Below are 26,913 nucleotides of genomic sequence, written 5' to 3'. Positions count from 1 at the left end.
CGGGCGCGGGGTTGACGCGGTCGTGACGCCGGGCGGTCCGGCTCAGATGTGGGCGGCGCCCGCCCCGGCCCCGGCGTTCTCGCCGCGCTTGGTGAAGCAGGCGACGACCGCGGCGAGGACCGCGACGACCGCGGCGCAGGTGAACGCCGTGCTCATGCCGGAGACGAAGGTCTCGTGCGCGACGGTGGAGATGGTCTGCGCGACCGGCTCGGGCACCCCCGGCGGGACGGGGGCGATGCCGACCTGGACGCCCCGCTCCGCGAGTTCCAGCTGCTCGGGGGTGAGCGGGGGCAGGCCCGCGCCCGTCCAGTTGTCCCCGAACGTGTCACTGACCTCGGCTGCCATGACCGCTCCGAGGACGGCAGTGCCGAGGCTTCCGCCGACCTGCATGGCGGCCTGCTGGAGGCCGCCGGCCACGCCGGAGAGCTCCAGCGGGGCGTTGCCGACGATGACCTCGGTGGCTCCGACCATGACGGGCGCGAGGCCCAGGCCCAGGAGGGCGAACCAGAGGGACATCGTGAGGGTGCCGGTGTCCGGGGTGAGGCGGGACATCCCGAAGCAGGCGGCGGCCGTGGCCACCATGCCGGCGACGAGCGGGACGCGCGGGCCGACCTTGGTGATGGCGGCGCCGGCCAGCGGCGAACCGATGATCATCATGCCGGTGAGCGGCAGCAGGCGCAGGCCGCTGTCGACCGGGCTCATCCCGTGGACGTTCTGCAGGTAGAAGGTGACGAAGAACAGGCCGCCCATGAAGGCGAAGGCCATCAGCACCATCAGCACGGTGCCCGCGGACAGCGCCGCCGAGCGGAACATGCCGAGCGGGATCAGCGGCTCGGGGACCCGGGTCTCCCAGAAGGCGAAGAGGCCGAAGCACACCAGGGAGCCGAGGAGGAAGAGCAGGGTCTTCGCATCGCCCCAGCCCCACTCGGCGGCCTTGATCAGCGCCCAGATCAGGGAGAACATCGCCGCCGACAGCAGCACGATGCCCGGCAGGTCGAAGGAGCGCGGGGCGTTCTCCGCGCGGTGGTCGAGCAGGATGAACAGTCCGAAGAGCAGCGCGACGACGCCGACCGGCACGTTGATGAAGAAGACGGACTGCCAGCTGACGTGCTCCACGAGCAGGCCTCCGACGATGGGCCCGGCCGCGGTCGAGGCGCCGATGACCATGCCCCAGATGCCGATGGCCATGTTGAGCTTCTCGGCGGGGAAGGTGGCGCGCAGCAGTCCGAGGGCCGCGGGCATCAGCAGGGCGCCGAAGAGGCCCTGGGCGACGCGGAAGCCGATCACGAGCCCGACCCCGTCGGACAGGCCGATGACCGCCGAGGAGAGACCGAAGCCGGCGATGCCCATGAGGAAGGTCTGGCGGTGCCCGAAGCGGTCGCCGAGCTTGCCGGCGGTGATCAGGGAGACCGCCAGGGCCAGCAGGTAGCCGTTGGTGATCCACTGCACCTGGGCCAGGCTGGCGCCGAGGTCCTTCTGGATCGCGGGGTTGGCGACGGCGACGATCGTGCCGTCGAGGGTGACCATCATGACGCCGATCGCCACGGCGAACAGCGTGAGCCACGGGTGGCCGCGCAGACCGGAGCGGACCGGTGACGGACTCGATTCCTTGGCGAGGGTGATCTGACCAGTCATGCCCAGCAGGTTAGTGACAGCGACTGACAGTTCACAAACGGCTTAACGCGGCAGTAGCTGTCAGCTCCGTCACAGGTACCCTGACCGCTCACTCAGCGTCAGATTCAGCATCAGAGAGGACCCCGCGGTGATGACCGACGAGCGGCCCGCCCCGGCGGCCGGACTGCGCGAGCGCAAGAAGCGGCGCACCCGGGACGCGCTGCTGCGCGCCGCGCTGCTCCTGTTCATCTCGCAGGGGTACGAGCGGACGACCGTCGACGAGATCACCGAGACGGTCGAGGTCTCCCAGCGCACCTTCTTCCGCTACTTCGCGAACAAGGAGGAGGTCGCCTTCGCCGTCCAGGACCTGGTGGAGTCCCACTTCGTCGACGCGCTGGGCGCCCGTCCGCCCGGCGAGCCGCCGCTGGAGGCCATGCGGGGCGCCGTGCTCGCCGCCTGGGACACCCTGGACGAGGCCCTCTCCGAGGTGGTCCCCGTCGACCTGTACATGCAGGCCTACCGGCTGATCGAGTCCACGCCGGCCCTGCTCGCCGTCCACCTGCGGCGCTCCACGGAGCTGGAGGAGAGGATCGCGCGGCTGATCGCCGACCGCGAGGGGCTGGACCTGGACGCGGATCCGCGGCCCCGGGTCGCCGTCGCCGCGTTCTCCGGGGTGATGCGGGTCACCGGGAGGCTCTGGGGGCAGGGCGAGGACGTCAGCGTGACCGCGATCCGCCGGATGACCGAGGCCTACCTCGACCAGATCGGACCCGCCCTGGCGGCGGACTGGCGCCGGCCGGCGCCCGCCGACGGCGCCTGAGGCCCGGCAGCGTGCCGCGGCCCCGGCGGGGCCGCCGGACGGCTTCGGCCGACGGTCCGGAGCAACCGACGACGAGTTCCGGCCACCCTTCCGGAGGGCCCCAACCGCCCCCGCCGCAACGGAGCGTGACCGTACGGGGCGATGCCTACCACGGTCGGCCGTGAGTCCCGTCACCCCTGGCACCACTGGCTCCAGGGGTCTCTTAGTCTGGCTCCAGTGAACCTGCCCGGCCGCCCCGCCCACCCCATCGCCGACGCCCCCGTCGACGCCCCCGTGCGTCCGGCCGTCCTGCGCATGCTGCTCGCGCTCGGCGTCGTCTTCCTCATGCTGGCGACCACCGGCTGGACCGCCGTGCACCGCCCGGAGACCGCGGTTCCGGCACGGGCCGCCGCGCTCGCCGCGTGGGCCACGGCGCGGGTCGACGGCCGGCCGGTGCCCGCGGCCGACGCCCCCGTGCGGACGGTCGCCCGTTTCTTCGCCGACCTCGACACGACCCGGCGCAACCACCTCGCCGACGGCTACCCGCTCGTGGTCGGCAACCTCGACGGGGTGCCCGCCGCGACCCGTTACCGGGCCAACCACAACGCGCTCGCCCAGACCGCGCGGCTGGAGGAGGCCCGGGGCAAGGACGTGGCCCTCACCCCGGCCGACCGCGCCAACGCCATACGCCGGGCCCACCGCTTCGAGTCCCTCGCGGAGGGCAACCGGCAGATCCTGCTCTTCGACCCCACCGGCGACGGCCTGGCCGCCGAGGTGTTCGGCGACCTCGACGGCGCCCGCCGGGTCTCGGTGATCGTGCCGGGCGTCGACACCGACGCCCTCACCTTCGAGCGCAGCCAGCGCCGGCTGACGGCCCCCGCCGGCATGGCGCAGTCCCTGTACGAGGCCCAGCGCGCGGCCGCGCCCGCCGCCCGTACGGCCGTCATCGCCTGGGCCGGCTACGTGGCCCCCACCGGCGTGGGGGTGGACGCCGCCACCGGCCGGCTCGCCGTCCTCGGTTCCGTGCGGCTGGCGTCGCTGGCCGCCGCCCTGCCCGGGGACGCGAGCGTGGCCCTGTTCTGCCACAGCTACGGGTCCGTGGTGTGCGGGGTGGCCGCGCACGCGCTGCCGGAGCGGGTGACCGACGTGGTGGTGGCGGGCAGCCCCGGCATGCGCGTGGGGAACGCCGCGGAGCTGCACACCTCGGCGCGGGTGTGGGCCACCCGGGCCGAGGGCGACTGGATCGCCGACGTCCCGCACCTGGAGGTCGGCGGGGTCGGCCACGGGGCGGACCCGGTGTCGCCCGCGTTCGGCGCCCGGCTGCTCTCGTCCGCCGGGGCGCACAGCCACACCGGCTATTTCGAGCCAGGCACGGCCTCGCTGGAGAACTTCGCCAAGATCGGAACCGGCGGTTTCGGTTCCGTCGCGTGCGCGAACGGCAGCGACGACTGCCGGATCGGGATCTCCGGCACGGACGGTGACTGACCGGTCTCTGACGGGTGCCTGAGGGATGCCTGACGGGTGTCCGATGCACCACAGACCCGTAGCAAGTCGAAAAATCGGGCCGGATGACGAGGGGGACGCGCGGGGGCGCGTCCCTTTACCATGTGCCGCATGGGTGACGTACTGGCCGGAAATCATGCCGTCTGGGAGTTCGACGCCGACTCGGACTCGGTGCTCATCCGCTTCGCACGGGGGATGCGCACGCCGCGGCTCTGGAACGCGCTGGGCGAGCGCCGGATCCCCCTCGAAGCGCTGTCCGGGGTGTCGGTGGGTGCCGCCGCGGCCGGTGTCGGGCGGCGGGAGACCGTGGTGCTGCGCGCCACGCCGCGGCCCGGGGCCGATCCGCTGATGGAGGCTGCCGCCGGGCAGCTGAAGGAGTCCTGCGATCCGTACCGGCTGGTGCTGCCCGCGGACCGGGCGGAGCAGGCCGCGGCCTTCGCCGGGGCGCTGCGCGACCGGCTGGGACCGGACGGCGCCGACGCTCCGGCGGAACGGTTCCTCGTCGCGGCCCCGCAGCCTCCGCTCCAGCTCAAGGCCTACGACGCGCGGGTCGGGTTCGACGGCACGGCCGTGACGTTCCACTGGTCGCGCACGGGCGCGAGCAGTGCGAAGTGGCGCGCCGGGGACCAGAGGTTCGCGCTGGCGGCGCTGTCCGGGGTGGAGTGGGTGTCCCCGGAGCGCCCCGGGGGCGGGCACCTGCGGCTGCTGCCGCGGGACGGCGCCGCGACCCCGCAGGCCCCCGACCACGACCTCGCGGCGGCGGTGTTCGGCGTGGGCTACGGGGCGGTGCACGAGTCGCTGCCCTTCGCGGCCGCCGTGCTCGCCGCGCTGCGGGAGCGGGCGCCGGTGGGTGCCGTCCCCCGGGCCCGGATATCGGGGGAACGGCTCCAGCACCTCAGCGAGCTGCACAGCACGGGCCTGCTGACCGACGCGGAGTACGAGACCCTCCGCGCCCGCTTCACGGCCGGCGCCTGACCCGGCCGGGGGCGGGGGTCCGTGCGGCGGCCGCCCCCGGCCCCGGGCGGATCAGCCCTCGCGGGAGTCCGACGTGAAGGCCATGTCCGGGTAGCGGGCGCCCGCCACCCGGGACGCGAGGGGCTCCAGCAGGGCCAGCTCCGCGGCCGTCAGGGTGATCCGGGTCGCGGCCGTGTTCTCCGCGAGGCGCCCCGGCTTGCGGGTGCCCGGGATCGGCACGACCGTCAGCCCGTGCACCGACGCCCGCTGCTGCACCCACGCCAGCGCGACCTGCGCCGCCGTCGCCCCGTGCGCGGCGGCGATCTCCCGGATCGGAGCCAGCAGGGCCGCGTTGGCCTTGGCGTTCTCCCCCGTGAAGCGGGGCTGGCTGCGCCGGAAGTCGTCGGCGGACAGCTCGGCGGCCGCATCCGCGAAGGCCCCCGTCAGGAACCCGCGCCCGAGGGGCGAGTACGGCACGAAGGCCACGCCCAGCTCCGCCGCCACGCCCACCGCGCTGCGCTCCACGTCCCGGCTGAACAGCGACCACTCCGACTGCAGCGCCGCGATCGGGTGCACCGCGTGCGCCTCGCGCAGCTCGGCCCCGGTCACCTCGCTGAGCCCCAGGTGGCGCACCTTCCCCTCCTGCACCAGCTCGGCCATGGCGCCCACCGACTCGGCGAAGGGCACGGCCGGGTCGCGCCGGTGCATGTAGTAGAGGTCGATGACGTCCACGCCGAGCCGCCGCAGGCTGCCCTCGACGGCCTGCCGGACGTACGCGCGGTCGTTGCGGACCCCCCGGTAGGCCGGGTCGTCGCTGCGCTCGATGGCGAACTTCGTCGCCAGGGTGATCTCGTCCCGGTGGGCGGCCACGAAGGGCGCCAGGAATTCCTCGTTCGCGCCGCGACCGTAGATGTCCGCCGTGTCGAAGAGGGTGACGCCGGCGGCCAGCGCCGCGTCCAGGGTCGCGCGGGCCGCCGCCTCGTCGGTGTCCCCGTAGAACTCGCTCATGCCCATGCAGCCGAGGCCCTGGATCCCGACGACCGGGCCGCCCTTGCCCAGCTCGGCGCGTGCGATGGTGGTGTGCTCCGTCATGACTGTGCCTTCCCCGTTCCCGCGCCCACCGCTCCCACGGTGTTCCGCGCGTACATCGCGATCTTGCAGTCCAATACGTCGAGCGCGTCCGTCAGCTCCGCGACCCGCGCCAGCACCTCGCGGCGCGTCCGCTCCAGGAGCGCGCGGCGCTCGTCGACGGTGTGGTCCCCCTCGCGGACGAGTTCGGCGTACCGGACCATGTCCGCCACCGACATCCCGGTGGCGCGCAGCTTGCCCACGAAGGCGAGCCAGCCGAGGTCCTTGTCGTTGAACCGCCGCTGTCCCGAATGGGAGCGGTCCACGTGCGGCATCAGGCCGATCCGCTCGTACCAGCGCAGCGTGTGCTGGGTCAGACCGGTCCGCGCCTCGACCTCACTGATCGTGTACCGCGTCTCCGTCAGGTTCATGACCTCTACGCTAAAACCCTGGAGTGCGCTCCAGGCAAGTGCGCGAAGTAGGCTCGGGCCCATGGAGAGCATGGAAGGCCTCAACGGCCTGGAAAGCCTGCGGACGATCGAGGACTGGCCGGTGCCCGCCGCCGCGGCGGCGGTCGTGCGCGCCGACGGGAGCCTGGCCGGCTCGCACGGTCCGGTGGACCGCCGCTTCCCGCTGGCCTCGGTCACCAAGCCGCTCGCCGCGTACGCGGTCCTCGTCGCGTACGAGGAGGGGGCGGTCGAGCTCGACGAGCCGGCCGGGCCCGAGGGCTCGACGGTCCGTCACCTCCTCGCGCACACCAGCGGCCTGGCCTTCGACGAGCACCGGGCGACGGCCCCGCCCGGACAGCGGCGGCTGTACTCCAACGCCGGCTTCGAGGTGCTCGGCGACCACCTCGCCAAGGCCACCGGGATCCCCTTCGCCGACTACCTGCGCGAGGCCGTCTTCGAGCCGCTGGGGATGAACTCCTCCAGCCTGGAGGGGTCTGCGGCCAAGGACGGCGTCTCCACCGTCTCCGACCTGGTGCGCTTCGCCGCCGAACTCCAGGCCCCCCGGCTGCTGGACGTCCGCACGGTCGCCGAGGCCACCTCGGTGGTCCACCCCGGCCTCAAGGGCGTCCTGCCCGGCTACGGGCACCAGTCCCCCAACGACTGGGGGCTCGGCCTGGAGATCCGCGACGGCAAGTCCCCGCACTGGACGGGCCTGACCTCCTCGCCGCGCACCTTCGGGCACTTCGGCCAGTCCGGCACCTTCCTGTGGGTGGACCCCGACGTCCGCGCCGCCTGCGTGGCGCTGACGGACCGCGCCTTCGGCCCCTGGGCCGCGGAGGCCTGGACCCCCTTCACCGACGCGGTCCTCGCGGAGCTGCGCACCCGCTAGGACCTGTCGGTCCCGTCGTCGCCCGGAGGGCGGCCCCGCGGCGCATGGTGCGTGCCAGGCGTCGCGGGGCGGACGGGAATGTGACGACAGGCCCTACGCGGGCAGCTCCCAGATCAGCAGTTCGCCCGGGGAACCGGCCGTGATCTCCAGGTTCTTCTCGCCGGTGATCCGCGCCGAGTCCCCGGGTCCCAGCTCCGCCCCGTCGAGCCGCAGGTCCCCGTGCACCACGTGCAGGTAGACCCGCTCCGCGTCCGGCACGGGGACCCGCTCGCCCGCGCCGGGGCGCCGCACGTGCAGCACGGCCCCGGCCGCCGGGACCTCGTACGGGGTCCCGTCCGCGAGGTCCCGCACGACCTCGTACGAGGGCTCCCCGCCCGCGGCCAGCGGCGCGAGCCACGTCTGGACGAAGCGCAGCGGGCGGGCCGCGTCGTTGCGCTCGACGTGCCGGGCCCCCGAGCCCGAGCCCAGCCGCTGGACGTCCCCGGGCCGGACGGTGCCGGTGTGGCCGGTGGTGCTGTCGCGGTGGGTGAGCTCGCCCTCCACCACCCAGGTCACGATCTCGGTGTGGCTGTGCGGGTGCTCGTCGAAGCCGGAGCCGGGGGCGAGCAGCTCCTCGTTGCAGGCGAGCACCGGGCCGAAGCGGATGTTGTCCGGGTCGTAGGAGGAGCCGAAGGAGAAGGCGTGCCGGGTGGTGATCCCGGTACCCGGATCCCCTCCCTCGTACCGGTCGGCGGCGCGGCGTACATCGATCATGGGAGCCACGGTAGCCCTCTCCGGGGGACCCCGGCCCGGGACCCGGGTCCGCGCCGGGCCGTCGATAAGGCAGTCTTGTCCCGTGCCCCAACCCGAACGTGAGCATTCCCCCGAGACCCGTCCCGCGCACCCGGCCCATCCGCATGCGGCGACGCTGCGCCGGCTGGAGAAGTCCTCCGGCCGGCTCGCCGCCAACGCGATCGCGCGCATGGACGAGGCCCTGCCGTGGTACCGGGCGATGCCTCCGGAGAACCGGTCGTGGATCGGCCTGGTCGCCCAGGCGGGCATCGCCGCGTTCACGGAGTGGTTCCGGCACCCGGAGACCCCGCAGGCCATCTCGACCGACGTGTTCGGCACGGCGCCGCGGGAGCTGACCCGGGCGATCACCCTGCGCCAGACCGTGGAGATGGTCCGCACGACGATCGAGGTCATGGAAGCCGCGATCGACGAGGTGGCGGCTCCCGGGGACGAGTCGATCCTGCGCGAGGCGCTGCTGGTGTACGCCCGGGAGATCGCCTTCGCGACGGCCCAGGTGTACGCGCAGGCCGCCGAGGCGCGCGGGGCCTGGGACGCCCGGCTGGAGTCGCTCGTCGTCAACGCCGTGCTGTCGGGCGAGGCGGACGAGGGCGCCCTGTCGCGGGCCGCGGCGCTCGGCTGGAACTCCCCGGAGCACGTGTGCGTGGTGCTGGGCACGGCCCCGGAGGGGGACAGCGAGCTGACGGTCGAGGCGATCCGGCGCGCGGCCCGCCACCACAAGCTCCAGGTGCTCACGGGGGTGCTGGGCGACCGGCTGGTGGTGATCGCGGGAGGCAGCGACAACCCGCTCCAGGTGGCGAAGTCGCTGATCGGCCCCTTCGCGGCCGGTCCGGTGGTGGCGGGGCCGGTGGTCCCGGACCTGCTGAACGCGACGAAGTCCGCACAGGCGGCGGCCGCCGGGCTGAAGGCGTGCACGGCCTGGCAGGACGCGCCGCGGCCGGTCCTGGCGGACGATCTCCTGCCCGAGCGGGCGATCGCCTCGGATCCCTCGGCCAGGGAGCAACTGGTGGAGGAGATCTACAGACCACTGGAAGAGGCTGGCTCGGCGCTGCTGGAGACGCTGAGCGTCTACCTGGAACAGGCGAGCAGCCTGGAGGGGGCGGCGCGGATGCTCTTCGTGCACCCCAACACGGTGCGCTACCGGCTCCGACGTGTGACCGACGTCACCGGTTGGTCACCCTCCGATGTCCGTTCGGCCTTCACGCTGCGGATCGCCCTGATCCTCGGGCGTCTGGCCGACGGAGATCAGCAGCCCTAGACTTTTGTCGGACATCAACAATTACCCCGACGGTTCTTCGTCCCTGTCCCCACGGGCGGCGGAGACCACCCACAAGAGAGAGTGTGAGGGTGCTCGTACTCGTCGCTCCCGGCCAAGGCGCTCAGACGCCCGGCTTCCTGACTCCCTGGCTCGAACTCCCCGGCGCCGCCGAGCGCGTCGCGGGGTGGTCCGACGCCATCGGGCTGGACCTCGTCCACTACGGCACCAAGGCCGACGAGGACGAGATCCGCGACACGGCGGTGGCCCAGCCCCTGCTGGTCGCGGCAGGCCTGCTGTCCGCCTCCGCGCTGGGCGCCCCGACGGCCTTCGGTGCCGTCGCCGGCCACAGCGTCGGTGAGATCACCGCGGCCGCCTACGCCGGCGTGCTGGGCGAGGACGACGCGCTGTCGTTCGTCCGCACCCGCGGGCTGGCCATGGCCGAGGCCGCCGCCGTCACCGAGACGGGCATGGCCGCGGTCCTGGGCGGTGACCAGGAGGTGGTCGTCGCGCACCTGGACAAGCTGGGGCTGACCCCGGCCAACATCAACGGCGCCGGCCAGATCGTGGCCGCGGGTACCGCGGAGCAGATCGCGGCCCTGGTCGCGGACAAGCCCGAGGGTGCGATGAAGGTCGTCGCCCTCAAGGTCGCGGGCGCCTTCCACACGCACCACATGGCGCCCGCGGTCGCCACGCTGGCGGAGGCCGCGAAGGCCCTCACCCCGGCCGACCCGGCGCTGAAGTACGTGTCCAACCGGGACGGACTCGTGGTCGAGTCGGGCGCCGACGTCGTCGCCCGCCTGGTGGGCCAGGTCGCGAACCCGGTGCGCTGGGACCTGTGCATGCAGACCTTCTCCGAGCTGGGCGTCACCGGGATCGTCGAGCTGAGCCCCGGCGGCACCCTGACGGGTCTGGCCAAGCGCGCGCTCAAGGGCGTGCCGAACGTGGCACTGAAGACGCCGGACGACCTCGACAAGGCCGCGAAGCTCATCGCCGAGCTGACGGCCTGAGAGTAGGAGCCCACACAGCATGTCCAAGATCAAGCCGGCCAAGGGCTCCCCGTACGCCCGCATCCTCGGCGTCGGCGGCTACCGCCCGACCCGTGTGGTGCCCAACGAGGTCATCCTCGAGACGATCGACTCCTCCGACGAGTGGATCCGCTCCCGCTCCGGCATCGCGTCCCGGCACTGGGCCTCGCCCCAGGAGACCGTCGCCGCGATGTCGGTGGAGGCCTCCGGCAAGGCGCTCGCCGACGCCGGGATCTCCCCCGAGCAGATCGGTGCGGTGATCGTCTCGACGGTCTCGCACTTCAAGCAGACCCCGGCCGTCGCGACCGAGATCGCGCACCGGATCGGCGCGGGCAAGCCCGCCGCCTTCGACATCTCCGCGGGCTGTGCCGGTTTCGGCTACGGCCTGACCCTCGCCAAGGGCATGGTGGTGGAGGGGTCCGCCGAGTACGTCCTCGTCATCGGGGTCGAGCGGCTGTCGGACCTGACGGACCTGGAGGACCGGGCGACGGCCTTCCTGTTCGGCGACGGCGCGGGCGCCGTGGTCGTCGGCCCGTCGGACGAGCCGGCCATCGGCCCCACGGTGTGGGGTTCGGAGGGCGACAAGTCCGAGACCATCAAGCAGACCGTGCCGTGGGACGAGTTCCGCAGCACGGACACCGCCCAGAAGTTCCCGGCCATCACCCAGGAGGGCCAGGCGGTCTTCCGCTGGGCCGTCTTCGAGATGGCCAAGGTGGCCCAGCAGGCGCTCGACGCCGCCGGGATCACCCCGGATGACCTGGACGTCTTCATTCCGCACCAGGCCAACATGCGGATCATCGACTCGATGGTGAAGACTCTCAAGCTGCCGGAGCACGTCACGGTCGCCCGTGACGTGGAAACCACCGGCAACACGTCGGCCGCCTCGATCCCGCTCGCCATGGAGCGGCTCCTGGCGACCGGAGCGGCGAAGAGCGGCGACACCGCGCTCGTCATCGGCTTCGGGGCGGGGCTCGTCTACGCCGCGACGGTCGTTACCCTCCCCTAGGGCCCGGATCACTTCCCGGACCTGTTCCACCAGCTAGCTAGCCACAGAAGGAGCGCCACATGGCCGCCACGCAGGAAGAAATCGTCGAGGGTCTCGCGGAGATCGTCAACGAGATCGCGGGCATCCCGGTCGAGGACGTCGAGATCGACAAGTCCTTCACCGACGACCTGGACGTCGACTCGCTGTCCATGGTCGAGGTCGTCGTCGCCGCCGAAGAGCGCTTCGACGTCAAGATCCCCGACGAGGACGTCAAGAACCTCAAGACGGTCGGCGACGCCGCCGCCTACATCCTGAAGCACCAGGCCTGAGCCTGACGAGCGTTTGTCGCCACCCCGCGGTGGCGCCGTGACAATTCAGCACCCCCTGAGACGTGGAGAAAGAATTCCTGTGAGCCCGACCAATCGCACCGTGGTCGTCACCGGTATCGGCGCAACCACTCCGCTGGGTGGCGACAGCGCTTCGACCTGGGAAGGTCTGCTCGCCGGCCGGTCCGGTGTCTCGCCCCTGGAGGGCGAGCGCTTCGCCGAACTGCCGGTCCGCATCGCCGCCCAGGCCGCTGTGGACCCGGGTGAGGTACTCCCCCGCCCGCTGGCCCGCAAGCTCGACCGCTCGGCGCAGTTCGCCCTCATCGCGGCCCGTGAGGCCTGGGCCGACGCGGGTTACACCGCTCCGGCCGGCGAGGACGAGACGGTCGTCCCCGAGCGTCTGGGCACCGTGATCGCCTCCGGCATCGGCGGCGTCACCACCCTGCTCGACCAGTACGACGTACTGAAGGAAAAGGGTGTGCGCCGGGTCTCCCCGCACACCGTCCCCATGCTCATGCCGAACGGCCCCTCCGCCAACGTGGGCCTGGAGGTCAACGCCCGCGCCGGTGTCCACACCCCGGTCAGCGCGTGCGCGTCGGGCGCCGAGGCCATCGGCTACGCCGTCGAGATGATCCGCACCGGCCGTGCCGACGTGGTCGTCGCCGGCGGCACCGAGGCGGCCATCCACCCGCTGCCGATCGCGGCGTTCGCCAACATGATGGCGATGTCCAAGAACAACGAGAGCCCGACCACGGCCTCCCGCCCGTACGACAAGGCCCGCGACGGCTTCGTCCTCGGTGAGGGCGCCGGCGTCGTGGTCCTGGAGTCCGCCGAGCACGCCGCCAAGCGCGGCGCCCGGGTCTACTGCGAGGTGCTGGGCCAGGGCCTGTCCGCGGACAGCCACCACATCGCGCAGCCGGAGCCCACGGGCCGCGGTGTCGCGGCCGCCGTGCAGAACCTGCTCGACAACACGCAGCTCGACCCGTCCGAGCTCGTCCACGTCAACGCGCACGCCACGTCCACCCCGCAGGGCGACACGGCCGAGCTGAAGGCCCTGCGCAAGGTCCTGGGCGACGACCTCGACCACGTCGCGATCTCCGCGACCAAGTCGATGACCGGTCACCTGCTGGGCGGCGCGGGCGGTATCGAGACCGTGGCGACCGTGCTGGCGCTCTACCACCGGATCGCCCCGCCGACGATCAACATCGACGACCTCGACGACGAGATCGACGCGGACATCGTGCGCGGCGAGCCCCGCAAGCTGCCGGTGGAGGGCCCGATCGCCGCGATCAACAACTCCTTCGGCTTCGGCGGCCACAACGTCTCCCTCGCGTTCCGCACCGTCTGAGGGCAGGCACCCGCACCAAGGGGAAGGCCCCCTCCCGGCAGTGCCGGGAGGGGGCCTTCCCCTTGGGCGTTCGCGGACCGTCCGGCTTCAGACCACCTGGTGGAGCCAGCGGACCGGGGCGCCCTCGCCGGCGTAGCGGAAGGGCTCCAGTTCGTCGTCCCAGGGCTTTCCGAGCAGCTTGGAGATCTCCGCCTCCAGGTCGGTCTCGCCGCGCGCGGAGCGGGCCAGGGCGGCGCGCAGCCGGTCCTCGGGGATCAGGATGTCGCCGTGCATGCCGGTGACGGCGTGGAAGATGCCGAGCTCCGGGGTGGAGCTGTAGCGCTCGCCCTCGGCGGTCGGACAGGGTTCGGCGGTCACCTCGAAGCGGAGCAGGTGCCAGCCGCGGAGGGCGGAGGCGAGTTTCGAGGCGGTGCCCGCCTCGGCCTGCCAGGAGAACTCGGCTCTCCAGGTGCCGGGGGAGGCGGGCTGCCTGATCCAGTCGAGGTTCACCCGCACCCCGAGCACGCCCGCAACAGCCCATTCCACGTGCGGGCAGAGCGCACGCGGCGCGGAATGCACGTACAGAACTCCACGTGTCGTCACCGGGACCTCCAGTGTGGGACGAGGTCGGGAATAAACTCCAGAAAACGGACAGTATGTGACGTGATGTAATGTAACGGAAAATTTTGGACATTGCGCAGCGGCACCTGCGGCCGAAACGCCACGGGAAAAAGCTACCGTGCGCCAGGGGTCATGATGTGACGTACGGTCGCTCCGAAGCCCGTAAACACAGAGCATTCACTCAGCAGGACGCCCCGGGGAGGACACGGGGCGACGAGGGAGGGACCACCCGATGCGCACCACCGCTGCGCGCCGCCGCGTACGCCGGACCGTCACCGGCGCGGGCGTGGCGGTGGCCGTGCTGGCCGCGACGGTGACGGGGTGTGACGACGGCGGTCCGTCCGCGGAGGGGAGCGGACGGGGGGCACAGCCGAAGCCGCGCTGGAATACGGCGCCGACCTCCGTGGCCGCCGTCGGGGACTCCATCACCCGCGGTTTCGACGCCTGTTCGGTGCTGGCCGACTGCCCGGAGGTCTCCTGGGCCACCGGCAGCGACCCCGCCGTCAACTCCCTGGCGGCCCGCCTGCTGGGCGGGGCTCAGGTGCCCGAACGCAGCTGGAACTACGCGGTGACCGGGTCGCGCATGGCGGACCTGCCCGGCCAGCTGACCGAGGCGGCGGAGCACAAGCCGGGCCTGGTCACGGTGATGGTGGGTTCGAACGACGCCTGCCGGCCCACCGCTTCGTCCATGACCCCGGTGGCGGACTTCCGGGCCGAATTCGAACAGGCCCTGAAGGGGCTGCGGGCGGCCTCGCCCGCCTCGCAGGTGTACGTGTCCTCCGTCCCGGACCTCCAGCGGCTGTGGGAGCAGGGCAAGGACAGCCCGATGGTGCGTCAGATCTGGAAGCTGGGGATCTGTCAGTCCATGCTGGCCGAGCCCCTGTCCGCCGACGCGGGGGCGACGGCGCGCCGCGAGAAGGTGCGGGCGCGCGTGGTCGAGTACAACGAGGCGCTGCGCCAGGTCTGCGCGGAGGACGAGCTGTGCCGCTACGACGGCGGGGCCGTCTTCCAGTACCCCTTCGCGGCGGACCAGCTGAGCCACTGGGACTGGTTCCACCCCGGCCGGGACGGGCAGGCGCGGCTCGCGGAACTGGCCCACCGGCAGGTGACGGCGGCGCAGCCGCCGCGTTGACGCCCCCCGCCGGTGCGGGAGGGACCCGGCGCCGCACGGAAGGGCCGGGGGCGGCTGTCAGGGGCCGCCCCCGGCCCGGTTCCCGGGCCTCGGCAAGGGTGATTTCCGGCCAATCCCCCGCCCCGGCGTGTCGCGGCCCTTCCCCGGCTACAGGTCGAGGGTGACCGCCAGCCGGGTGTCGGCGTGCGAGTGGCTCGCACGGACCTCGTAGGTACCGCCGATCCGGCGCCAGCCGTGGGCCTCCTCGTCCCAGACCTCGAAGGCCCGGGCGGGCAGGGCGATCTCCAGCTCGACGCTCTCCCCGGGGCCGGCGGCGACGGACGCGAAGCCGGCCAGCCAGCTCGCGGGCCGCTCGACGGTCGCGCTCCGCGCGCTGTCGGAGGCGGTCGCGACGGGTGCCAGGTAGACCTGGACGACCTCGCGGCCCGGCCGGGTCCCGGTGTTGGTGAGGCGGACCCGGACGGACTCGGCGGTGGCCTCCAGGGACTCGTAGGCCCAGTCGGTGTAGCCGAGGCCGTGCCCGAAGGGGTAGGCGGGCCGCACGCCCCGGGCCTCGTAGGCCCGGTAGCCGATGAACAGCCCCTCCCGGTACTCCAGCCGCCCCCCGCTGGGGACGACCTCGGTGACGGGCGCGTCGGCGAGGGCGGCGGGCCAGGTGGTGGGCAGGCGCCCGCCGGGCTCGGCGTCCCCGAGGAGCACGTCGGCCAGCGCGGCCCCGCCCTCCTGGCCGGGGAACCAGGTCAGCAGCACGGCGGCGACGTCCTCGCGCCACGGCAGTTCGACCGGGGAGCCCGCGTTGACGACGACCACGGTGTTCGGGTTGGCGGCGGCGACGGCCCTGACCAGGTCGTCCTGGCGGCCCGGCAGCCCGAGGCCCGCGCGGTCGAAGCCCTCCGACTCCACCCGCTCGGTGGTGGCGACGACCACGACGGCGGTGTCGGCGGCGCGGGCGGCCCGTACGGCCTCGGCGATCAGCTCGTCGGGGTCGCGGCGGGGGCCGAGGTGCAGCAGGGAGAACACGACCGCCTTGAGCGGCATCGCGCCCAGGTCCGGCACCTGGTGGGTCAGGGAGACCTCGACGGGCTCCCCGGCGGCCAGGACGGCCCGCGCGCGCTCGCTGGGGGCGCCGAAGAAGGCCTCGAAGGGGTCGGCCTCGTCGCCCATCTCCTGGACGCCCTCCCACAGGGTCCGGCCGCCGACGGCGAGGCGGAAGGCGCCGAGCCCGCGGGTGCCGAAGACGTGCTCGCCGCTCTCGCGCGGCACGAACGTCCCGGTGACCTCGATGGAGGCCATCGTCTCGTACGAGGCCCCCTCGGGCAGGTCCTCGCCGATCCACTGGACCTGCCCGGTCGGCAGACCGCCCTCGCCGAGGACCGCCCCGGAGGCGTCGCGGCAGACGGCGCGCAGCTCGAAGCCCGGCCCGGCGGGGGCGGGCTCCTCACTGGGGTCGGCGCCGACGGCGTAGGTCAGGGCGCCCTCGGGCAGGGCGGCGGTGAGCCCGTCGAGCGGGGAGACCACCCGCTCGGGGAAGACGGTGGCGCTGCCGCCGCCCAGGACGCGGGCGTCGCGGGCGGCGGCGCCGATCAGGGCCACGGTGCGGCCGGAGGACCGCTCCAGCGGCAGGGCGCCGCCCTCGTTGCGGACCAGGACGGCCCCGCGGACGGCCAGCTCGCGGGCCAGGGCCTGCCCGTCGAGCGGCGCGGGCGGCGCGGCGACGGCGGCGGGGGCGCCCTCCAGGAGTCCGGCGCGGGCGGCGAGGCGCAGGACGTTGCGCACGGCCCCGTCGACGGCGGCCGCGTCCGCCCCGCCGGCGCGCACGGCCTCGGCGAGGGCGGGCCCGTAGACGGTCGTGGGGCCGGGCATGGCCACGTCGAGGCCGCCGTCGAGGCAGCCGGCGGTGGAGCGGGCGGCCATCCAGTCGGACACGTTGCACCCGTCGAAGCCCCACTCGCCCCGCAGGACCCCGTTCACCAGCCGCCCGTGCTCGGTCATGGTGGTGCCGTTGACGCGGTTGTAGGCGGTCATGACCCCCCAGGGGCGGGCAGCGCGGACGATGGCCTCGAAGGGGGCCAGGTAGACCTCGCGCAGCGGGCGGGCGGCGATGACGCTGTCGACCGTGAAGCGCTCGGTCTCGGCGTCGTTGCCGACGAAGTGCTTGACGGTGGTGCCGACCCCGCCGTCCTGGACGCCCTGGACGTAGCCGGTGCCGATGACTCCGGTGAGGTACGGGTCCTCGGAGTAGCACTCGAAGTGGCGGCCGCCGAGCGGGGAGCGGTGCAGGTTGACGGTGGGCGCGAGGAGGACGTGGACGCCCTTGCGGCGGGCCTCCTGGGCCAGCAGCGACCCGGCCCGGCGGGCCAGGGCCGGGTCCCAGGAGGCGGCGAGGGCGGTCGGGGAGGGCAGGGCGACGGAGGGGTCGTCGGCGGTCCAGCGCACGCCCCGGACGCCGATCGGGCCGTCGGACATGACCAGCGAGCCCAGCCCGATCTCCGGGAGGGCGGGCAGGGACCACATGTCCTGGCCGGCCAGGAGGCGGGTCTTGGCGTCGAGGTCGAGCTTCTCCAGGGCCGCCTCGACGGCGTCTTCGCGGAGCTGCTCGCTCGCGCGCTCGTCGGGGACCTGCTCGGCAGCGGTCACGGCCGTGCCTCCTCGCTCTGTGGGTGCGGTGCGGTGCGCCCATGGTGGACCCCACACCTGTAAGACGGTAGGTCTTGTAATCTTTTCGTGACGTAAGGATGGCGTACGGTCGTACGACTGCGGGCCGGGTCCGAACGGAAGGGGTGTGGCGGGGCGATGGTCAGGGCCAAGAGCGAGGAACGGCGCGGCGAGATCGTCCGCGCGGCGGTCGAGGTGATCGCAGAGCGCGGCTACCGGGGCGCCTCCCTGGCCTCCGTCGCCGAGCGCGTGGGCCTCACCCAGCAGGGCCTGCTGCACCACTTCCCGACCAAGGAGGCCCTGCTGGTCGCGGTCCTGGAGGAGCGCGACCGCTGGGACACCGGCGGCGGCTCCCGCGCCTCCGCCGACACCTGGCGGCTGGACCTGCTCGCCTCCCTCGTGGAGTACAACGCCATGCGCCCCGGCATCGTCCAGACCTTCTCGGCCCTGCTCGGCGAGAGCGTCACCGACGGCCACCCGGCCCGCGCCTTCTTCACCGAGCGCTACGCGCAGGTCCGCGCCGAGATGGCCGCCCTGCTGCGCGCCGAGTTCGGCGACCTCCTCCCCTCGGGCCTCACCCCGGAACAGGCCGCCCCCCTGCTGACGGCGGTCATGGACGGCCTCCAGTACCAGTGGCTGCTCGCCCCGGAATCGGTCGACATGCCCGGTGCGTTCCGCTCCTTCCTGACCCTGCTGCGGGGCCCCGGCGCGTAACCGCCCGCCCCCACCGGGCATCCTTTCCCCCGGACTTCGAGCGGGGGGACACCACATGGAGCCGGAAGAGCACGAGAAGAAGGTCGCGTGGTCGGAGCTGTTCTTCGACCTCGTACTGGTCTTCGCCGTGACCCAGGTCTCGGCACTGCTGCACCACGACCACGGATGGGCCGGCACCGGCCGCGCCCTGATCGTGTTCGTCCCCGTCTACTGGGTGTGGGTCGGCAACACGGTCCACGCCAACACCCATGACGCCGACCGGCCGGCGGAGCGGATCGGACTCTTCGCCGCCGGACTGTGCGGCCTGCTCATGGCCCTGGCCCTGCCCGACGCCTTCGGGGACCGCGGACCGCTCCTGGCCGGCGCCTACTTCGGCGCCCGCCTCGTCCTCGCCGCGCTCGCACACGGCCGCAGCCGCCGCCTGAGGCCCACCCCGGTGACCCTGTCGGTGCTGGTCAGCGGCCCGCTGCTGCTGGCCGGCTCCTTCCTCGACGGGAGCGCCCGGACCGGGCTGTGGGCCCTGGCGGCCGCCGTGGACCTGGCCGCGCCCCGGCTGACCCGCCGCACCATGGTCCGGCTCAGCTTCGACTCGGGCCACCTCGCCGAGCGGTTCGGCCTGTTCGTGATGATCGCCCTGGGCGAGTCGATCGTGGCCGTCGGCGCCCCGGTGGCCTCCTCCCCCGAGCTGGACACCGGCTCGCTGGCCGCCGTCGCCGTGGCCTTCGCCCTGGTCTGCAGCCTGTGGTGGGTGTACTTCCACCTCGCGGCCGACGCCGTCCGGCACGGGCTGGAGACCGCCGCCGTACGGGCCGACGTGGCCCGGCAGGTCCTCTCGTACGGGCACCTCTCCCTGATCGCCTCCGTCATCGCGGTGGCCGTCGGCATGGCCGAGGCCGTCGCCCACCCCGGGGCCCGGCTCCCGCTCGGCGTCGCCGCCCTCCTCTACGGGGGCTGCGCCCTCTTCCTCGCCACCTTCGGCTACACCCGCTGGCACCTCTTCCGCTCCTGGTCGGTGACCCGGCTGACCGCCGCCGCGCTCGTCCTGATCCTGCTGCCGGGGGCCGTGCTGCTGCCCTCGCTGGCGGCACTCGCGCTGCTGACCGCCGTGGTGACCGGGCTCAACCTGGTGGAGCTGGCCTTCGTACGCCGCCGCGAGCAGCTCCCCGGCGCCGTCCTGGCATCCTGAGGGCCATGAAGATCGCCGCCGCACAGCTCACCTGCATACCCGCCGACGTCACCGCCAACGCCGCGCAGGCCGCCGCCCTCGCCGCGCAGGCCCGCGACCAGGGCGCGGAGCTCGTGGTCTTCCCGGAGTTCACCCTCACCGGCTACGAACTGGAAGCCCTCGCGGAGGACCCCTCGCTGTGGATGGCCGACGCCGACGACCCCCGCCTGGACGGACTGCGCTCCTCCGGCACCGCCGTGGCCGTCAACGTCGCCCTGCGCACCCCGGCCCCGCTGCCCGCCATCGCCACCCTGGTCTACGACGCGGCCGGCACGCACCTCACCACGTACGCCAAGCAGCACCTCTACCAGCACGAACAGGGCGCCTTCACCCCGGGCACCGCGGACGGCCGCTTCGAACTCGGCGGCATCCGCTTCTCCCTGGGCATCTGCTTCGACAACCACTTCCCGGACCTGCCCGCCCGGGGCGCCGCCGACGGCTGCCGGGTCCACCTGGCGAGCTCCCTGTACGGCACGGGCGGCGGCATCGCCGAACGCGCCACCGTCTACCCGGGCATGGCGAAGGACCACGGCCTCCACGTCGTCCTCGCCAACCACGTCGGCCCGGCCGGCCCCTGGACGGGCTGCGGCGGCGCGGCGATCTGGTCGCCCGACGGCACCCTCCTCGCCGAGGCGGACGCCCACACCCCGACGGTGGCCGCGGCGGACGTCCCCGGCGCGGCCCGAACCTAGGCCGAGTCGGGCAGCAGGTGCTTGGCGCCCCACTCCCCCAGGGACTCCAGGGCCCCGTTCAGCTCCCGGCCGAGCGGGGTCAGGGAGTACTCCACCCGGGGCGGGACCTCGTCGTAGACCTCGCGGTGGACTATGCCGTCCGTCTCCAGCTCCCGCAGCTGCGCCGCGAGGACCTTCTCCGACACCCCGGGCACCAGGCGGCGCATCTCACCGAACCTCAGGCCCGGGCGCTGGTCCAGCTCCCACAGGATCGAGACCTTCCATTTGCCGTCGATCACCGACATCGCCGCGGCGATCCCGCAGTGGTCCGCGCCCGGCCTGCGCGTCAGAGCCATCCCGCCCACCCCTTCCACCTGCTCGCTCACCTCGGGGTAACCACCCACTCCGAAGTGCGTACTTGAGCACCCGTCAGCCTGCCACCAGGCTAAACGGCATGACCGACAACGACACCGCGCGCCACCCGCTCACCCTGCTCGGCCTCGGCGACATGGGCACCGCCCTCGCCCGCACCTGGATCGCCGCCGGGCACCCCCTGACCGTCTGGAACCGCACCCCCGCCAAGGCACGGCCCCTGGCCGCCGAGGGCGCGGCCGTCGCCGCCGGCCCCGCCGCAGCCGTCTCCGCGAACACCCTGATCGTGCTGTGCCTGCTGGACGACGCGAGCATCGGCTCCGTCCTGGACGGCCTCGACCTGACCGGCAAGGACCTGGTCAGCCTCACCACCGGCACGCCCGCCGAGGGCCGGGCCCGGGCGGCCTGGGCCGAGGAGCGCGGCGCCCGCTTCCTCGACGCAGGGATCATGGCCACCCCGTCGATGATCGGCGTCCCCGAAGCCGGCGGGTACGTGTTCTACAGCGGCTCCCGCGCCCTCTTCGACACCCACCGGACGACCCTGGAGGTCCCGGCCGGCGCCCGCTTCGTCGGCACGGACCCGGGCCATGCGGCGCTGCACGACGTGGCGCTGCTGAGCGCGATGAACGGGCTGTTCGCCGGGATCTCGCACGCCTACGCGCTGATCGAGGGCGAGGACATCGCCCCGAAGGAGCTGGCACCGCTGCTGTCGGAGTGGCTGGGCGCGATGGGGTTCTTCGTCGGGAACGCCGCCGAGCGGCTGACCTCCCGGGACTTCACCACCGGGGTGGTGTCCAACCTGGCCATGCAGGTCACGGCGAGCGGCACGCTGCTGCGCACCGCCGCCGACCAGGGAGTCAGCGCGGAGCTGATCGAGCCGTACCTGAAGCTGATGAAGGAGCGGCTGGACGCCGACCCGGCCGCCCACGCGGGCGAGGACACGGTGGGAGCGATCACCCTGCTGCGGCGCGGGTCCGGGCGCTGAGTCACCCGGCACCCGGCGTCAGGCGTCAGGCGTCAGGAGCGCGGGTCCGGCCGGTACCCGCCCGGCTGTCCCTGCCCCGGGGCCTGGCCGTAGCCGTGACCCTGGACCGGGGGCTGACCGTACGCGGGCTGCGCCGGGGGCTGACCGTACGCGGGCGCCTGCTGCCCGTAGCCCTGGCCCGGAGCGGGGGCGTAACCCTGGGCTCCGTAACCCTGGCCGCCGTAAACCTGGCCGCCGTAACCCTGGCCGGGAGCCGGCGGGTACGCCTGGGCCGGGGCCTGGGCGTAGCCCTGGCCGTGGGGCTGTCCCGCGCCGTAGGGCCCCGCGGCCCCGTACGGGCCCGCCTGGGCGGCCTGGGCGGCGTCGCCGTCCTGCCCGTCCTCGTCCCGCGCGTCGTCCTCGGAGCCGTCGGCCCCCACCAGGTCCCGCGCCAGCAGGGTCGCCCCCGCCACCGCGCCCGGCATCAGGAAGACCGCGACGAACGGGATCAGGAACAGCAGCACCAGCGGCACGCCGAAGCCGAGCGCCGTCGCACGCCTCCCGCGCAGCAGGACGAGCTGCTCGTCGAGGTCCACCCGGCGCCGCTGGAGCGCGACCGAGGTCAGCTCCTGGGCGAGGAAGAAGCCGGAGACGCCGAAGCCGAGCGCCGGGACCACCGTCTGCCCGATCACCGGGATGAACCCGAGGGCGAACAGCAGGATCCCGTAGAGCATCACCCGCACCAGCAGCCGCAGGCTGTCCCGGGCGGAGATCCACAGGTCCTCCCAGAACGAGCGCCCCGACTCCGGGACCTCACCGCCCTCGGTGCGGTCGACCTGCTCCGAGAGGGACTCGTAGAAGGGCTGGCCGACCAGCAGGGTCACCGCGGTGAAGGTGATCACCGAGAGGAAGAGCCCGAGGGAGACGACCACGGCCGTCAGGAACCCGCGGAAGAGCCCGAGCCACGGCGAGGACCAGTCCGAGGCGAACGGCGTCGCCCAGGCGGTGAAGTCGTCGGCCCCGTAGAAGAGGCCGGTCAGCGCGGCGCCGTAGAGCAGCAGCGAGACCAGGCCCGGCAGCAGGCCGAAGCCCAGCCAGCGGCCGTTGGCGAACACCCATCTCTGTCCGGCCCACAGGTACCGGAAACCCCCCGCAAGATCACGCATGCGGCCAGTTTACGGCGAAGGCCGCACCCCCTCGGGATGCGGCCTTCGCGCGCGGTGCAGCCGTACGGCGCAGACGTCAGGCGACGTTCAGCTCGACCGTGATGTTGCCGCGGGTCGCCTTGGAGTACGGGCAGATCTGGTCGGCCTTCTCGACCAGGTCCTTCGCGACGGCGGCGTCGACGTTCGGGATCGAGGCGGTGAGCTTGACGATGATGCCGAAGCCCTCGTCGTTCTTGCCGATGCCGACCTCGGCGGTCACGGTGGAGCCGGTGACGTCGACGTTCTCGTTGCGGGCCGCGACGCTGAGGGCGCCCTGGAAGCAGGCGCTGTAGCCGGCGGCGAACAGCTGCTCCGGGTTGGTGCCGGCGCCGCTGCCGCCGAGCTCCTTCGGCGGGTTCACGACGACGTCGAGCTGTCCGTCGTTGGTGGCGACGCGGCCGTCACGGCCGTTCTCGGCGGTGGCGACGGCCGTGTACGCGACGTCGGACTGGGTGATGGACATGAAAGTGGATCCTCCAGATAGTCGCCGCGACTCGCGCCCACGATCGCGACGGTATGGAGGGAGCCTAACGGGTGAACGTGACGATCATCTTTCCGGTGTTCTCGCCGCGCAGCATTCCGAGGAAGGCGCCGGTCGCGTTCTCGACGCCCTCGACGACCGTCTCGTCGTAGCGGAGCTCGCCGGAGGCCAGCCAGCCGGCCACGTCCTTGACGAACTGCGGCTGGAGCGCGGCGTGGTCCCCGACCAGGATGCCCTGGAGGCGCAGGCGCTTGCCGATGACCATCATGAGGTTGCGCGGGCCCGGGGCGGGCTCGGTGTCGTTGTAGCCGGCGATCGCACCGCACAGGGTGGCGCGGCCGTGCACGTTCATCTCGGAGATGGCCGCTTCGAGGTGGTCGCCGCCGACGTTGTCGAAGTAGACGTCGACGCCCTCGGGGGCGGCCTCCTTCAGCTGCTTCGCGACGGGGCCGTTCTTGTAGTTGAAGGCGGCGTCGAAGCCGTACTTCTCCGTGAGGAGGGTCACCTTCTCGTCCGAGCCGGCGGAGCCGATCACCCGGGAGGCGCCCTTGATCTTCGCGAACTGGCCGACGAGGCTGCCGACCGCGCCCGCCGCGCCGGAGACGAAGACGGAGTCGCCCTCCTTGAAGGAGGCGACCTCGAAGAGGCCCGCGTAGGCGGTCAGGCCCGGCATGCCGAGGACGCCGAGGTAGGCGGAGAGGGGGGCGAGGGAGGCGTCGACCTTGGTGGCGTGCTTCGCGTCGAGCTCGGCGTACTCGCGCCAGCCCAGCATGTGCAGGACGTGGTCGCCGACCGCGAAGCCCTCGGCGTTGGAGGCGACGACCTCGCCGACCGCGCCGCCCTGCATCGGCTCGTCGAGCTGGAAGGGCGGGATGTAGGACTTGGTCTCGTTCATCCGGCCGCGCATGTACGGGTCCACGGACATGTGGAGGTTGCGGACCAGGATCCGGCCGGCGGCGGGCTCGGCGGACACGGGCACCTCACGGAGGGCGAAGTCCTCGGCCACCGGCCAGCCCTGCGGACGGCGGACGAGGTGCCACTCGCGGCTGACGGCGGGGATCTGAGACATGAGGGGCTCCAGGAAGTGGGAGAGAGGGCGGGGCGCGAAGCGGAATGCTTCACGACCTGAAACAACCATGCTCCTGGATATTTCATGTTGTCAAGCAAATGGGTACGCTGGTCCCATGCCCAGTCGTCGCGCAGACCCAGTGACCGTCGAGGTCGTCGAGCTCATCGGCGACGTCGTGGCCCGCTACCACATGGAGTACGAGGAGGCGGCCGCCCGCCACCAGCTCACCGGCGCCCAGGCGAAGGTCCTGACGCTGCTGTCGCTGGAGCCGCTGCCCATGCGCCGCATCGCGCAGAAGCTGCGCTGCGAGCCGTCCAACGTCACCGGCATCATCGACCGGCTCGAGACCCGGGGCCTGGTCGAACGTCGTCCGGACCCGGCCGACCGCCGGGTGAAGCTCGCCGCGCCCACCGAGGAGGGGGCCGAGACGGCGGAGCGGCTGCGCGAGTCGCTGGACTTCGCGCGCGAGCCGCTGGCCGGGCTCTCCGCCGAGGAGCGCACGACCCTGCGGGACCTGCTCAAGCGGATGCTGGGCTGAGACCCGGGGCCGGTCGGCCCCGCCCGCTCAGCAGAAGATCCAGAACACGCAGGTGTCGGTCGGCTGCGGCTTCGGCTTGCCCGGCTTGGCCTTCGTCGGGGTCGGCCGCGCCGTGCCGGAGGCGCCGGCCGACGGCTTCCCGGATCCCGTCGGCCGTACGGTCGCCCCACCGCCGGAACCTTTCTGCGAAGGGGTCCCCGTCGGCGCGGAGGCGCTCCCGCTCGGCCCCGGCTGCGCCGACCCGCTCGGGCTCGCACTGGGCCGGGCCGTCTTCGCCGCCCCGGCCGGGGCCTTCGGCAGGGCCGAGGGCGCGGCGGGGGCCTCGCTCGGCAGGGCGTCGGGCTGCTTGGGCCCGTTGTCGGTGAGCACCACCTCGTCGGCCCGGTTGACCCCCTCGTCGTCGCCCACGATCCGGGCCACGGCGATCGAACCCCCGGTCGCGAGCACCAGCCCCAGGCCGACGGCCAGGGCGGTCCGCCCGCGCCTGCGGCGGGTGGCCGCGCGCTTGCGGGTGTCGGCGCGGCCCCCGTGGGGGGCCGTCAGCACGACGAGCGAGTCCGCGAACACCTCGGCCAGCGCGGGCTGCGGCTCGGGGGCGGGGGCCGGCGCTCCGGGCGCGGCGGCCGCCAGGTACTCGGCCGGGGTCCCGCACCCCGCGCACGCGAGCGCGCCGTTGAGGTGTCTCTGGCAGGCGGGGCAGAAGTAGTTCATGGCGCCCGCAGGCTATGCGGTCCCCGGCAACATAAGTATTCCGGGAGCGTGAGGATCCTGTGTGGAATCGTGGCTTCCATGAGCGCGACCCCCCATCGGAGCCGCCCGGGAGCGTTCGGGCCGGACTCCTTCCAGCTGTTGCTGCTGCGCAGGATGGCGGACTTCCAGCCCGGTCTCGCGGAGGCGGCCCGGCTGCGGCTGGGCGCCACCCTCGCCGAGCAGCGGGAGGCCAACCGGCGCTGGCAGGCGATGGGCCGCTCCCCCGGGTCGCGCGGGGCGCTGGCCCGCTACCGGTCGGTGCTGGGCCCGCCGGAGTCGGCGGGGCCGCGGCGGATCGGGGACCTGGAGTGCGAGGCGCTGCTGTGGCCGGTGCCGCTCTGGCCGGAGCTGCGGTTCGAGGTGCTGGCGGGTCCGGACGGGGCGGTGTGGAACGAGTGGCTGGTGCGGGCCCCGGGCGCGCGGGGGCCCGCACTGGAGACGGACGCGGACCTGCTGCCCTGGTCGGCGACGGTGGACGAGGTGGCCCGGGCCTTCGCTCCGGTCCGGCCGATGGAGGGCACCGCGCCGACGCGCTGGCGGCTGGCGTTCACCGCGTCGGGGCGGGCCCTGGTGGCGGAGTTCACGTACGGGCTGCTCCAGCGGGTGCAGCCGGCGGGGGAGGCGGGGTCCTAGGACCCCGCCTCAGGAGCGGAGGAAGGCGCGGACACCGGCCGAGGTGGCGGCGTCGCCGAGCAGGTCGTTGTGCTTCAGGCAGCCGACCGGGGTGTTCAGGGCCCCGGAGAGCGGGACGCTGCCGTCGGGGTTGACCACCTCGTCGCAGTCCGACCAGAAGGTCGCGTACTTCACCGCGCCGGGGGTCTCGTCGCCGGAGGCGAGGTTCTTCACCACGTAGGAGCCCGGGGTCATGTCCCGGCAGGCCTGGTCCCACAGGGCGCAGGCCCAGGCGGTGGAGGTCCCGTGGTTGGGGCCGGCCAGCGAGATCCAGTGGTCCACGGCCGCCGCCCCGCCGCCGTACTTGACGTACCAGCGGCTGACGAGGGAGCCGAAGGAGTGCCCCACGAGGTCCACGCGGGAGGCGCCCGTCCGGCGGCGGACCTCGTCGACGTAGGCGGCGAGGCGGCCCGAGAGCACCTCGTTGACGGACTGGTGGGTGTCGTAGCCGAAGGAGAAGAGCTCGGAGTCCGCGTACCCGTCGGCCCGCAGGTCCGCGCGGAGGGAACCCCAGACGCCCGGGTCGGCGTTGTAGCCGTGGACGAACACCACCGGATCGCGGGCTGCGCCGGCCGTGCGGGCGGCCGCGGCCCGGGCCGGGACGGGCGCGAGGAGGGTGAGGCAGAGGGTCAGGAGCGCCAGGCGTCTCTGGCGGGGCGTCAGCATCGGGTCCCCTTTACCTTGTTACGCACGGGTAGCGCGGATGGTGCGCGCATGCTGCTGCCTGTCGGTACAGAAATCCACCCCCGTGCAGCACGTCCGCCCCGTACGACACGCCCCGGCCGGAGCATTCCAGCAGGCGGTATGCCCCAATAACCCGAGAAGATATGAATTGCGATCGGCATCCGCCGGTCCCCT

27 protein-coding genes and 1 pseudogene are annotated in these 26,913 nt (G+C 73.4%); 16 read left to right on the top strand and 12 right to left on the bottom strand.

Annotated features, from left to right (window positions below; all coding sequences use genetic code 11):
- Positions 1 to 42: 42 nt before the first annotated feature.
- Positions 43 to 1,635: an MFS transporter gene (locus tag AB0469_RS22250; RefSeq protein WP_366453140.1), complete on the bottom strand. Its 1,593-nt coding sequence runs from the start codon at positions 1,633 to 1,635 to the stop codon at positions 43 to 45.
- Between the two features lie 130 nt (positions 1,636 to 1,765).
- Here AB0469_RS22250 and AB0469_RS22245 point away from each other — a divergent pair, with 130 nt between their 5' ends.
- From AB0469_RS22245 to AB0469_RS22235, 3 genes are all read left to right on the top strand, one after another.
- Positions 1,766 to 2,434 (top strand): TetR family transcriptional regulator, encoded by a 669-nt coding sequence (locus AB0469_RS22245; RefSeq protein ID WP_366453139.1) that lies wholly within the window; start codon positions 1,766 to 1,768, stop codon positions 2,432 to 2,434.
- A gap of 294 nt (positions 2,435 to 2,728) precedes the next feature.
- Positions 2,729 to 3,898: an alpha/beta hydrolase gene (locus AB0469_RS22240; RefSeq protein ID WP_366453157.1), complete on the top strand. Its 1,170-nt coding sequence runs from the start codon at positions 2,729 to 2,731 to the stop codon at positions 3,896 to 3,898.
- 120 nt (positions 3,899 to 4,018) lie between these two features.
- Positions 4,019 to 4,891 carry a DUF4429 domain-containing protein gene (locus AB0469_RS22235; RefSeq protein ID WP_366453138.1) on the top strand — a complete coding sequence of 291 codons (873 nt, stop codon included), beginning with the start codon at positions 4,019 to 4,021 and terminating at the stop codon, positions 4,889 to 4,891.
- Positions 4,892 to 4,942: 51 nt separating this feature from the next.
- On the opposite strand, the gene AB0469_RS22230 is transcribed toward AB0469_RS22235, so the two are convergent.
- On the bottom strand, positions 4,943 to 5,962 hold the full coding sequence (locus AB0469_RS22230) for an aldo/keto reductase (RefSeq protein ID WP_366453137.1): 1,020 nt from the start codon (positions 5,960 to 5,962) through the stop codon (positions 4,943 to 4,945).
- Complete coding sequence (locus AB0469_RS22225; RefSeq protein WP_366453136.1) at positions 5,959 to 6,369, bottom strand: MerR family transcriptional regulator; 411 nt, start codon at positions 6,367 to 6,369, stop codon at positions 5,959 to 5,961. The genes AB0469_RS22230 and AB0469_RS22225 overlap by 4 nt, the downstream gene beginning before the upstream one ends.
- A gap of 88 nt (positions 6,370 to 6,457) precedes the next feature.
- On the opposite strand from AB0469_RS22225, the gene AB0469_RS22220 reads away from it, so the two are divergent.
- Positions 6,458 to 7,276, top strand: coding sequence for a serine hydrolase domain-containing protein (locus AB0469_RS22220; protein WP_366453156.1), 819 nt, complete (start codon positions 6,458 to 6,460; stop codon positions 7,274 to 7,276).
- A gap of 93 nt (positions 7,277 to 7,369) precedes the next feature.
- Here AB0469_RS22220 and AB0469_RS22215 read toward each other — a convergent pair whose 3' ends face one another.
- A complete protein-coding gene (locus AB0469_RS22215; RefSeq protein WP_366453135.1) occupies positions 7,370 to 8,029 on the bottom strand; it encodes a pirin family protein in 660 nt (219 codons plus the stop codon).
- Positions 8,030 to 8,111: 82 nt separating this feature from the next.
- On the opposite strand from AB0469_RS22215, the gene AB0469_RS22210 reads away from it, so the two are divergent.
- From AB0469_RS22210 to fabF, 5 genes are all read left to right on the top strand, one after another.
- Positions 8,112 to 9,323 (top strand): CdaR family transcriptional regulator, encoded by a 1,212-nt coding sequence (locus AB0469_RS22210; protein WP_042819076.1) that lies wholly within the window; start codon positions 8,112 to 8,114, stop codon positions 9,321 to 9,323.
- 89 nt (positions 9,324 to 9,412) lie between these two features.
- The gene (locus AB0469_RS22205; RefSeq protein WP_366453134.1) at positions 9,413 to 10,330 is read left to right on the top strand and encodes an ACP S-malonyltransferase; all 918 of its coding nucleotides are present in this window, start codon (positions 9,413 to 9,415) and stop codon (positions 10,328 to 10,330) included.
- 19 nt (positions 10,331 to 10,349) lie between these two features.
- On the top strand, positions 10,350 to 11,354 hold the full coding sequence (locus tag AB0469_RS22200; protein ID WP_366453133.1) for a ketoacyl-ACP synthase III: 1,005 nt from the start codon (positions 10,350 to 10,352) through the stop codon (positions 11,352 to 11,354).
- 59 nt (positions 11,355 to 11,413) lie between these two features.
- Entirely contained in the window at positions 11,414 to 11,662 is a 249-nt protein-coding gene (locus tag AB0469_RS22195) for an acyl carrier protein (RefSeq protein WP_045945759.1), read from the top strand.
- Positions 11,663 to 11,741: 79 nt separating this feature from the next.
- Positions 11,742 to 13,007, top strand: a complete 1,266-nt coding sequence (gene fabF / locus AB0469_RS22190; RefSeq protein ID WP_366453132.1) for a beta-ketoacyl-ACP synthase II — start codon at positions 11,742 to 11,744, stop codon at positions 13,005 to 13,007.
- Between the two features lie 87 nt (positions 13,008 to 13,094).
- Here the strand turns inward: fabF and AB0469_RS22185 are convergent, their stop codons facing one another.
- Positions 13,095 to 13,589, bottom strand: coding sequence for a DUF3145 domain-containing protein (locus AB0469_RS22185; protein ID WP_285536194.1), 495 nt, complete (start codon positions 13,587 to 13,589; stop codon positions 13,095 to 13,097).
- A gap of 250 nt (positions 13,590 to 13,839) precedes the next feature.
- On the opposite strand from AB0469_RS22185, the gene AB0469_RS22180 reads away from it, so the two are divergent.
- The gene (locus tag AB0469_RS22180; RefSeq protein WP_366453131.1) at positions 13,840 to 14,739 is read left to right on the top strand and encodes an SGNH/GDSL hydrolase family protein; all 900 of its coding nucleotides are present in this window, start codon (positions 13,840 to 13,842) and stop codon (positions 14,737 to 14,739) included.
- Between the two features lie 147 nt (positions 14,740 to 14,886).
- Here AB0469_RS22180 and AB0469_RS22175 read toward each other — a convergent pair whose 3' ends face one another.
- Positions 14,887 to 17,376, bottom strand: coding sequence for a glycoside hydrolase family 3 C-terminal domain-containing protein (locus tag AB0469_RS22175; protein WP_366453130.1), 2,490 nt, complete (start codon positions 17,374 to 17,376; stop codon positions 14,887 to 14,889).
- Positions 17,377 to 17,532: 156 nt separating this feature from the next.
- Here AB0469_RS22175 and AB0469_RS22170 point away from each other — a divergent pair, with 156 nt between their 5' ends.
- Genes AB0469_RS22170 through AB0469_RS22160 form a run of 3 tightly spaced genes read left to right on the top strand, consistent with a single transcriptional unit; the run spans position 17,533 to position 20,025 of the window.
- Positions 17,533 to 18,108, top strand: a complete 576-nt coding sequence (locus tag AB0469_RS22170; protein WP_366453129.1) for a TetR/AcrR family transcriptional regulator — start codon at positions 17,533 to 17,535, stop codon at positions 18,106 to 18,108.
- 55 nt (positions 18,109 to 18,163) lie between these two features.
- Entirely contained in the window at positions 18,164 to 19,294 is a 1,131-nt protein-coding gene (locus tag AB0469_RS22165; RefSeq protein ID WP_366453128.1) for a low temperature requirement protein A, read from the top strand.
- A 5-nt stretch (positions 19,295 to 19,299) separates the two neighbouring features.
- Positions 19,300 to 20,025, top strand: a complete 726-nt coding sequence (locus AB0469_RS22160) for a carbon-nitrogen hydrolase family protein (protein ID WP_366453127.1) — start codon at positions 19,300 to 19,302, stop codon at positions 20,023 to 20,025.
- Here the strand turns inward: AB0469_RS22160 and AB0469_RS22155 are convergent.
- The gene (locus AB0469_RS22155) at positions 20,022 to 20,360 is read right to left on the bottom strand and encodes a helix-turn-helix domain-containing protein (protein WP_042820434.1); all 339 of its coding nucleotides are present in this window, start codon (positions 20,358 to 20,360) and stop codon (positions 20,022 to 20,024) included. The two genes, AB0469_RS22160 and AB0469_RS22155, sit on opposite strands and share 4 nt — an antisense overlap.
- Positions 20,361 to 20,458: 98 nt before the next feature.
- Between AB0469_RS22155 and AB0469_RS22150 the strand changes: the two genes are divergently transcribed.
- The gene (locus AB0469_RS22150; RefSeq protein ID WP_366453126.1) at positions 20,459 to 21,361 is read left to right on the top strand and encodes an NAD(P)-binding domain-containing protein; all 903 of its coding nucleotides are present in this window, start codon (positions 20,459 to 20,461) and stop codon (positions 21,359 to 21,361) included.
- Between the two features lie 419 nt (positions 21,362 to 21,780).
- On the opposite strand, the pseudogene AB0469_RS22145 reads toward AB0469_RS22150, so the two are convergent.
- The 3 genes and pseudogenes from AB0469_RS22145 to AB0469_RS22135 all read right to left on the bottom strand — a co-directional run.
- Positions 21,781 to 22,506 (bottom strand): annotated as a pseudogene (locus tag AB0469_RS22145) (EI24 domain-containing protein); the annotation flags it as partial.
- A 76-nt stretch (positions 22,507 to 22,582) separates the two neighbouring features.
- The gene (locus tag AB0469_RS22140) at positions 22,583 to 23,008 is read right to left on the bottom strand and encodes an organic hydroperoxide resistance protein (RefSeq protein ID WP_042819132.1); all 426 of its coding nucleotides are present in this window, start codon (positions 23,006 to 23,008) and stop codon (positions 22,583 to 22,585) included.
- A 64-nt stretch (positions 23,009 to 23,072) separates the two neighbouring features.
- A complete protein-coding gene (locus tag AB0469_RS22135) occupies positions 23,073 to 24,095 on the bottom strand; it encodes an NADP-dependent oxidoreductase (protein WP_366453125.1) in 1,023 nt (340 codons plus the stop codon).
- A 115-nt stretch (positions 24,096 to 24,210) separates the two neighbouring features.
- Here AB0469_RS22135 and AB0469_RS22130 point away from each other — a divergent pair, with 115 nt between their 5' ends.
- Positions 24,211 to 24,633: a MarR family transcriptional regulator gene (locus AB0469_RS22130; RefSeq protein WP_042819129.1), complete on the top strand. Its 423-nt coding sequence runs from the start codon at positions 24,211 to 24,213 to the stop codon at positions 24,631 to 24,633.
- 27 nt (positions 24,634 to 24,660) lie between these two features.
- Here AB0469_RS22130 and AB0469_RS22125 read toward each other — a convergent pair whose 3' ends face one another.
- Complete coding sequence (locus tag AB0469_RS22125; protein ID WP_366453124.1) at positions 24,661 to 25,344, bottom strand: hypothetical protein; 684 nt, start codon at positions 25,342 to 25,344, stop codon at positions 24,661 to 24,663.
- Positions 25,345 to 25,422: 78 nt separating this feature from the next.
- Here AB0469_RS22125 and AB0469_RS22120 point away from each other — a divergent pair, with 78 nt between their 5' ends.
- Positions 25,423 to 26,016: a hypothetical protein gene (locus AB0469_RS22120; protein ID WP_366453123.1), complete on the top strand. Its 594-nt coding sequence runs from the start codon at positions 25,423 to 25,425 to the stop codon at positions 26,014 to 26,016.
- Between the two features lie 9 nt (positions 26,017 to 26,025).
- On the opposite strand, the gene AB0469_RS22115 is transcribed toward AB0469_RS22120, so the two are convergent.
- Entirely contained in the window at positions 26,026 to 26,721 is a 696-nt protein-coding gene (locus tag AB0469_RS22115; protein WP_366453122.1) for a triacylglycerol lipase, read from the bottom strand.
- Between the last annotated feature and the right edge of the window lie 192 nt (positions 26,722 to 26,913).

This window comes from Streptomyces sp. NPDC093801 (assembly GCF_040701585.1).
In the GTDB taxonomy this organism is placed as follows: Bacteria; Actinomycetota; Actinomycetes; order Streptomycetales; family Streptomycetaceae; genus Streptomyces.
The sequence above is the reverse complement of the archived record's forward strand: the minus strand, read 5'-3'. Positions and strand labels throughout refer to the sequence as shown.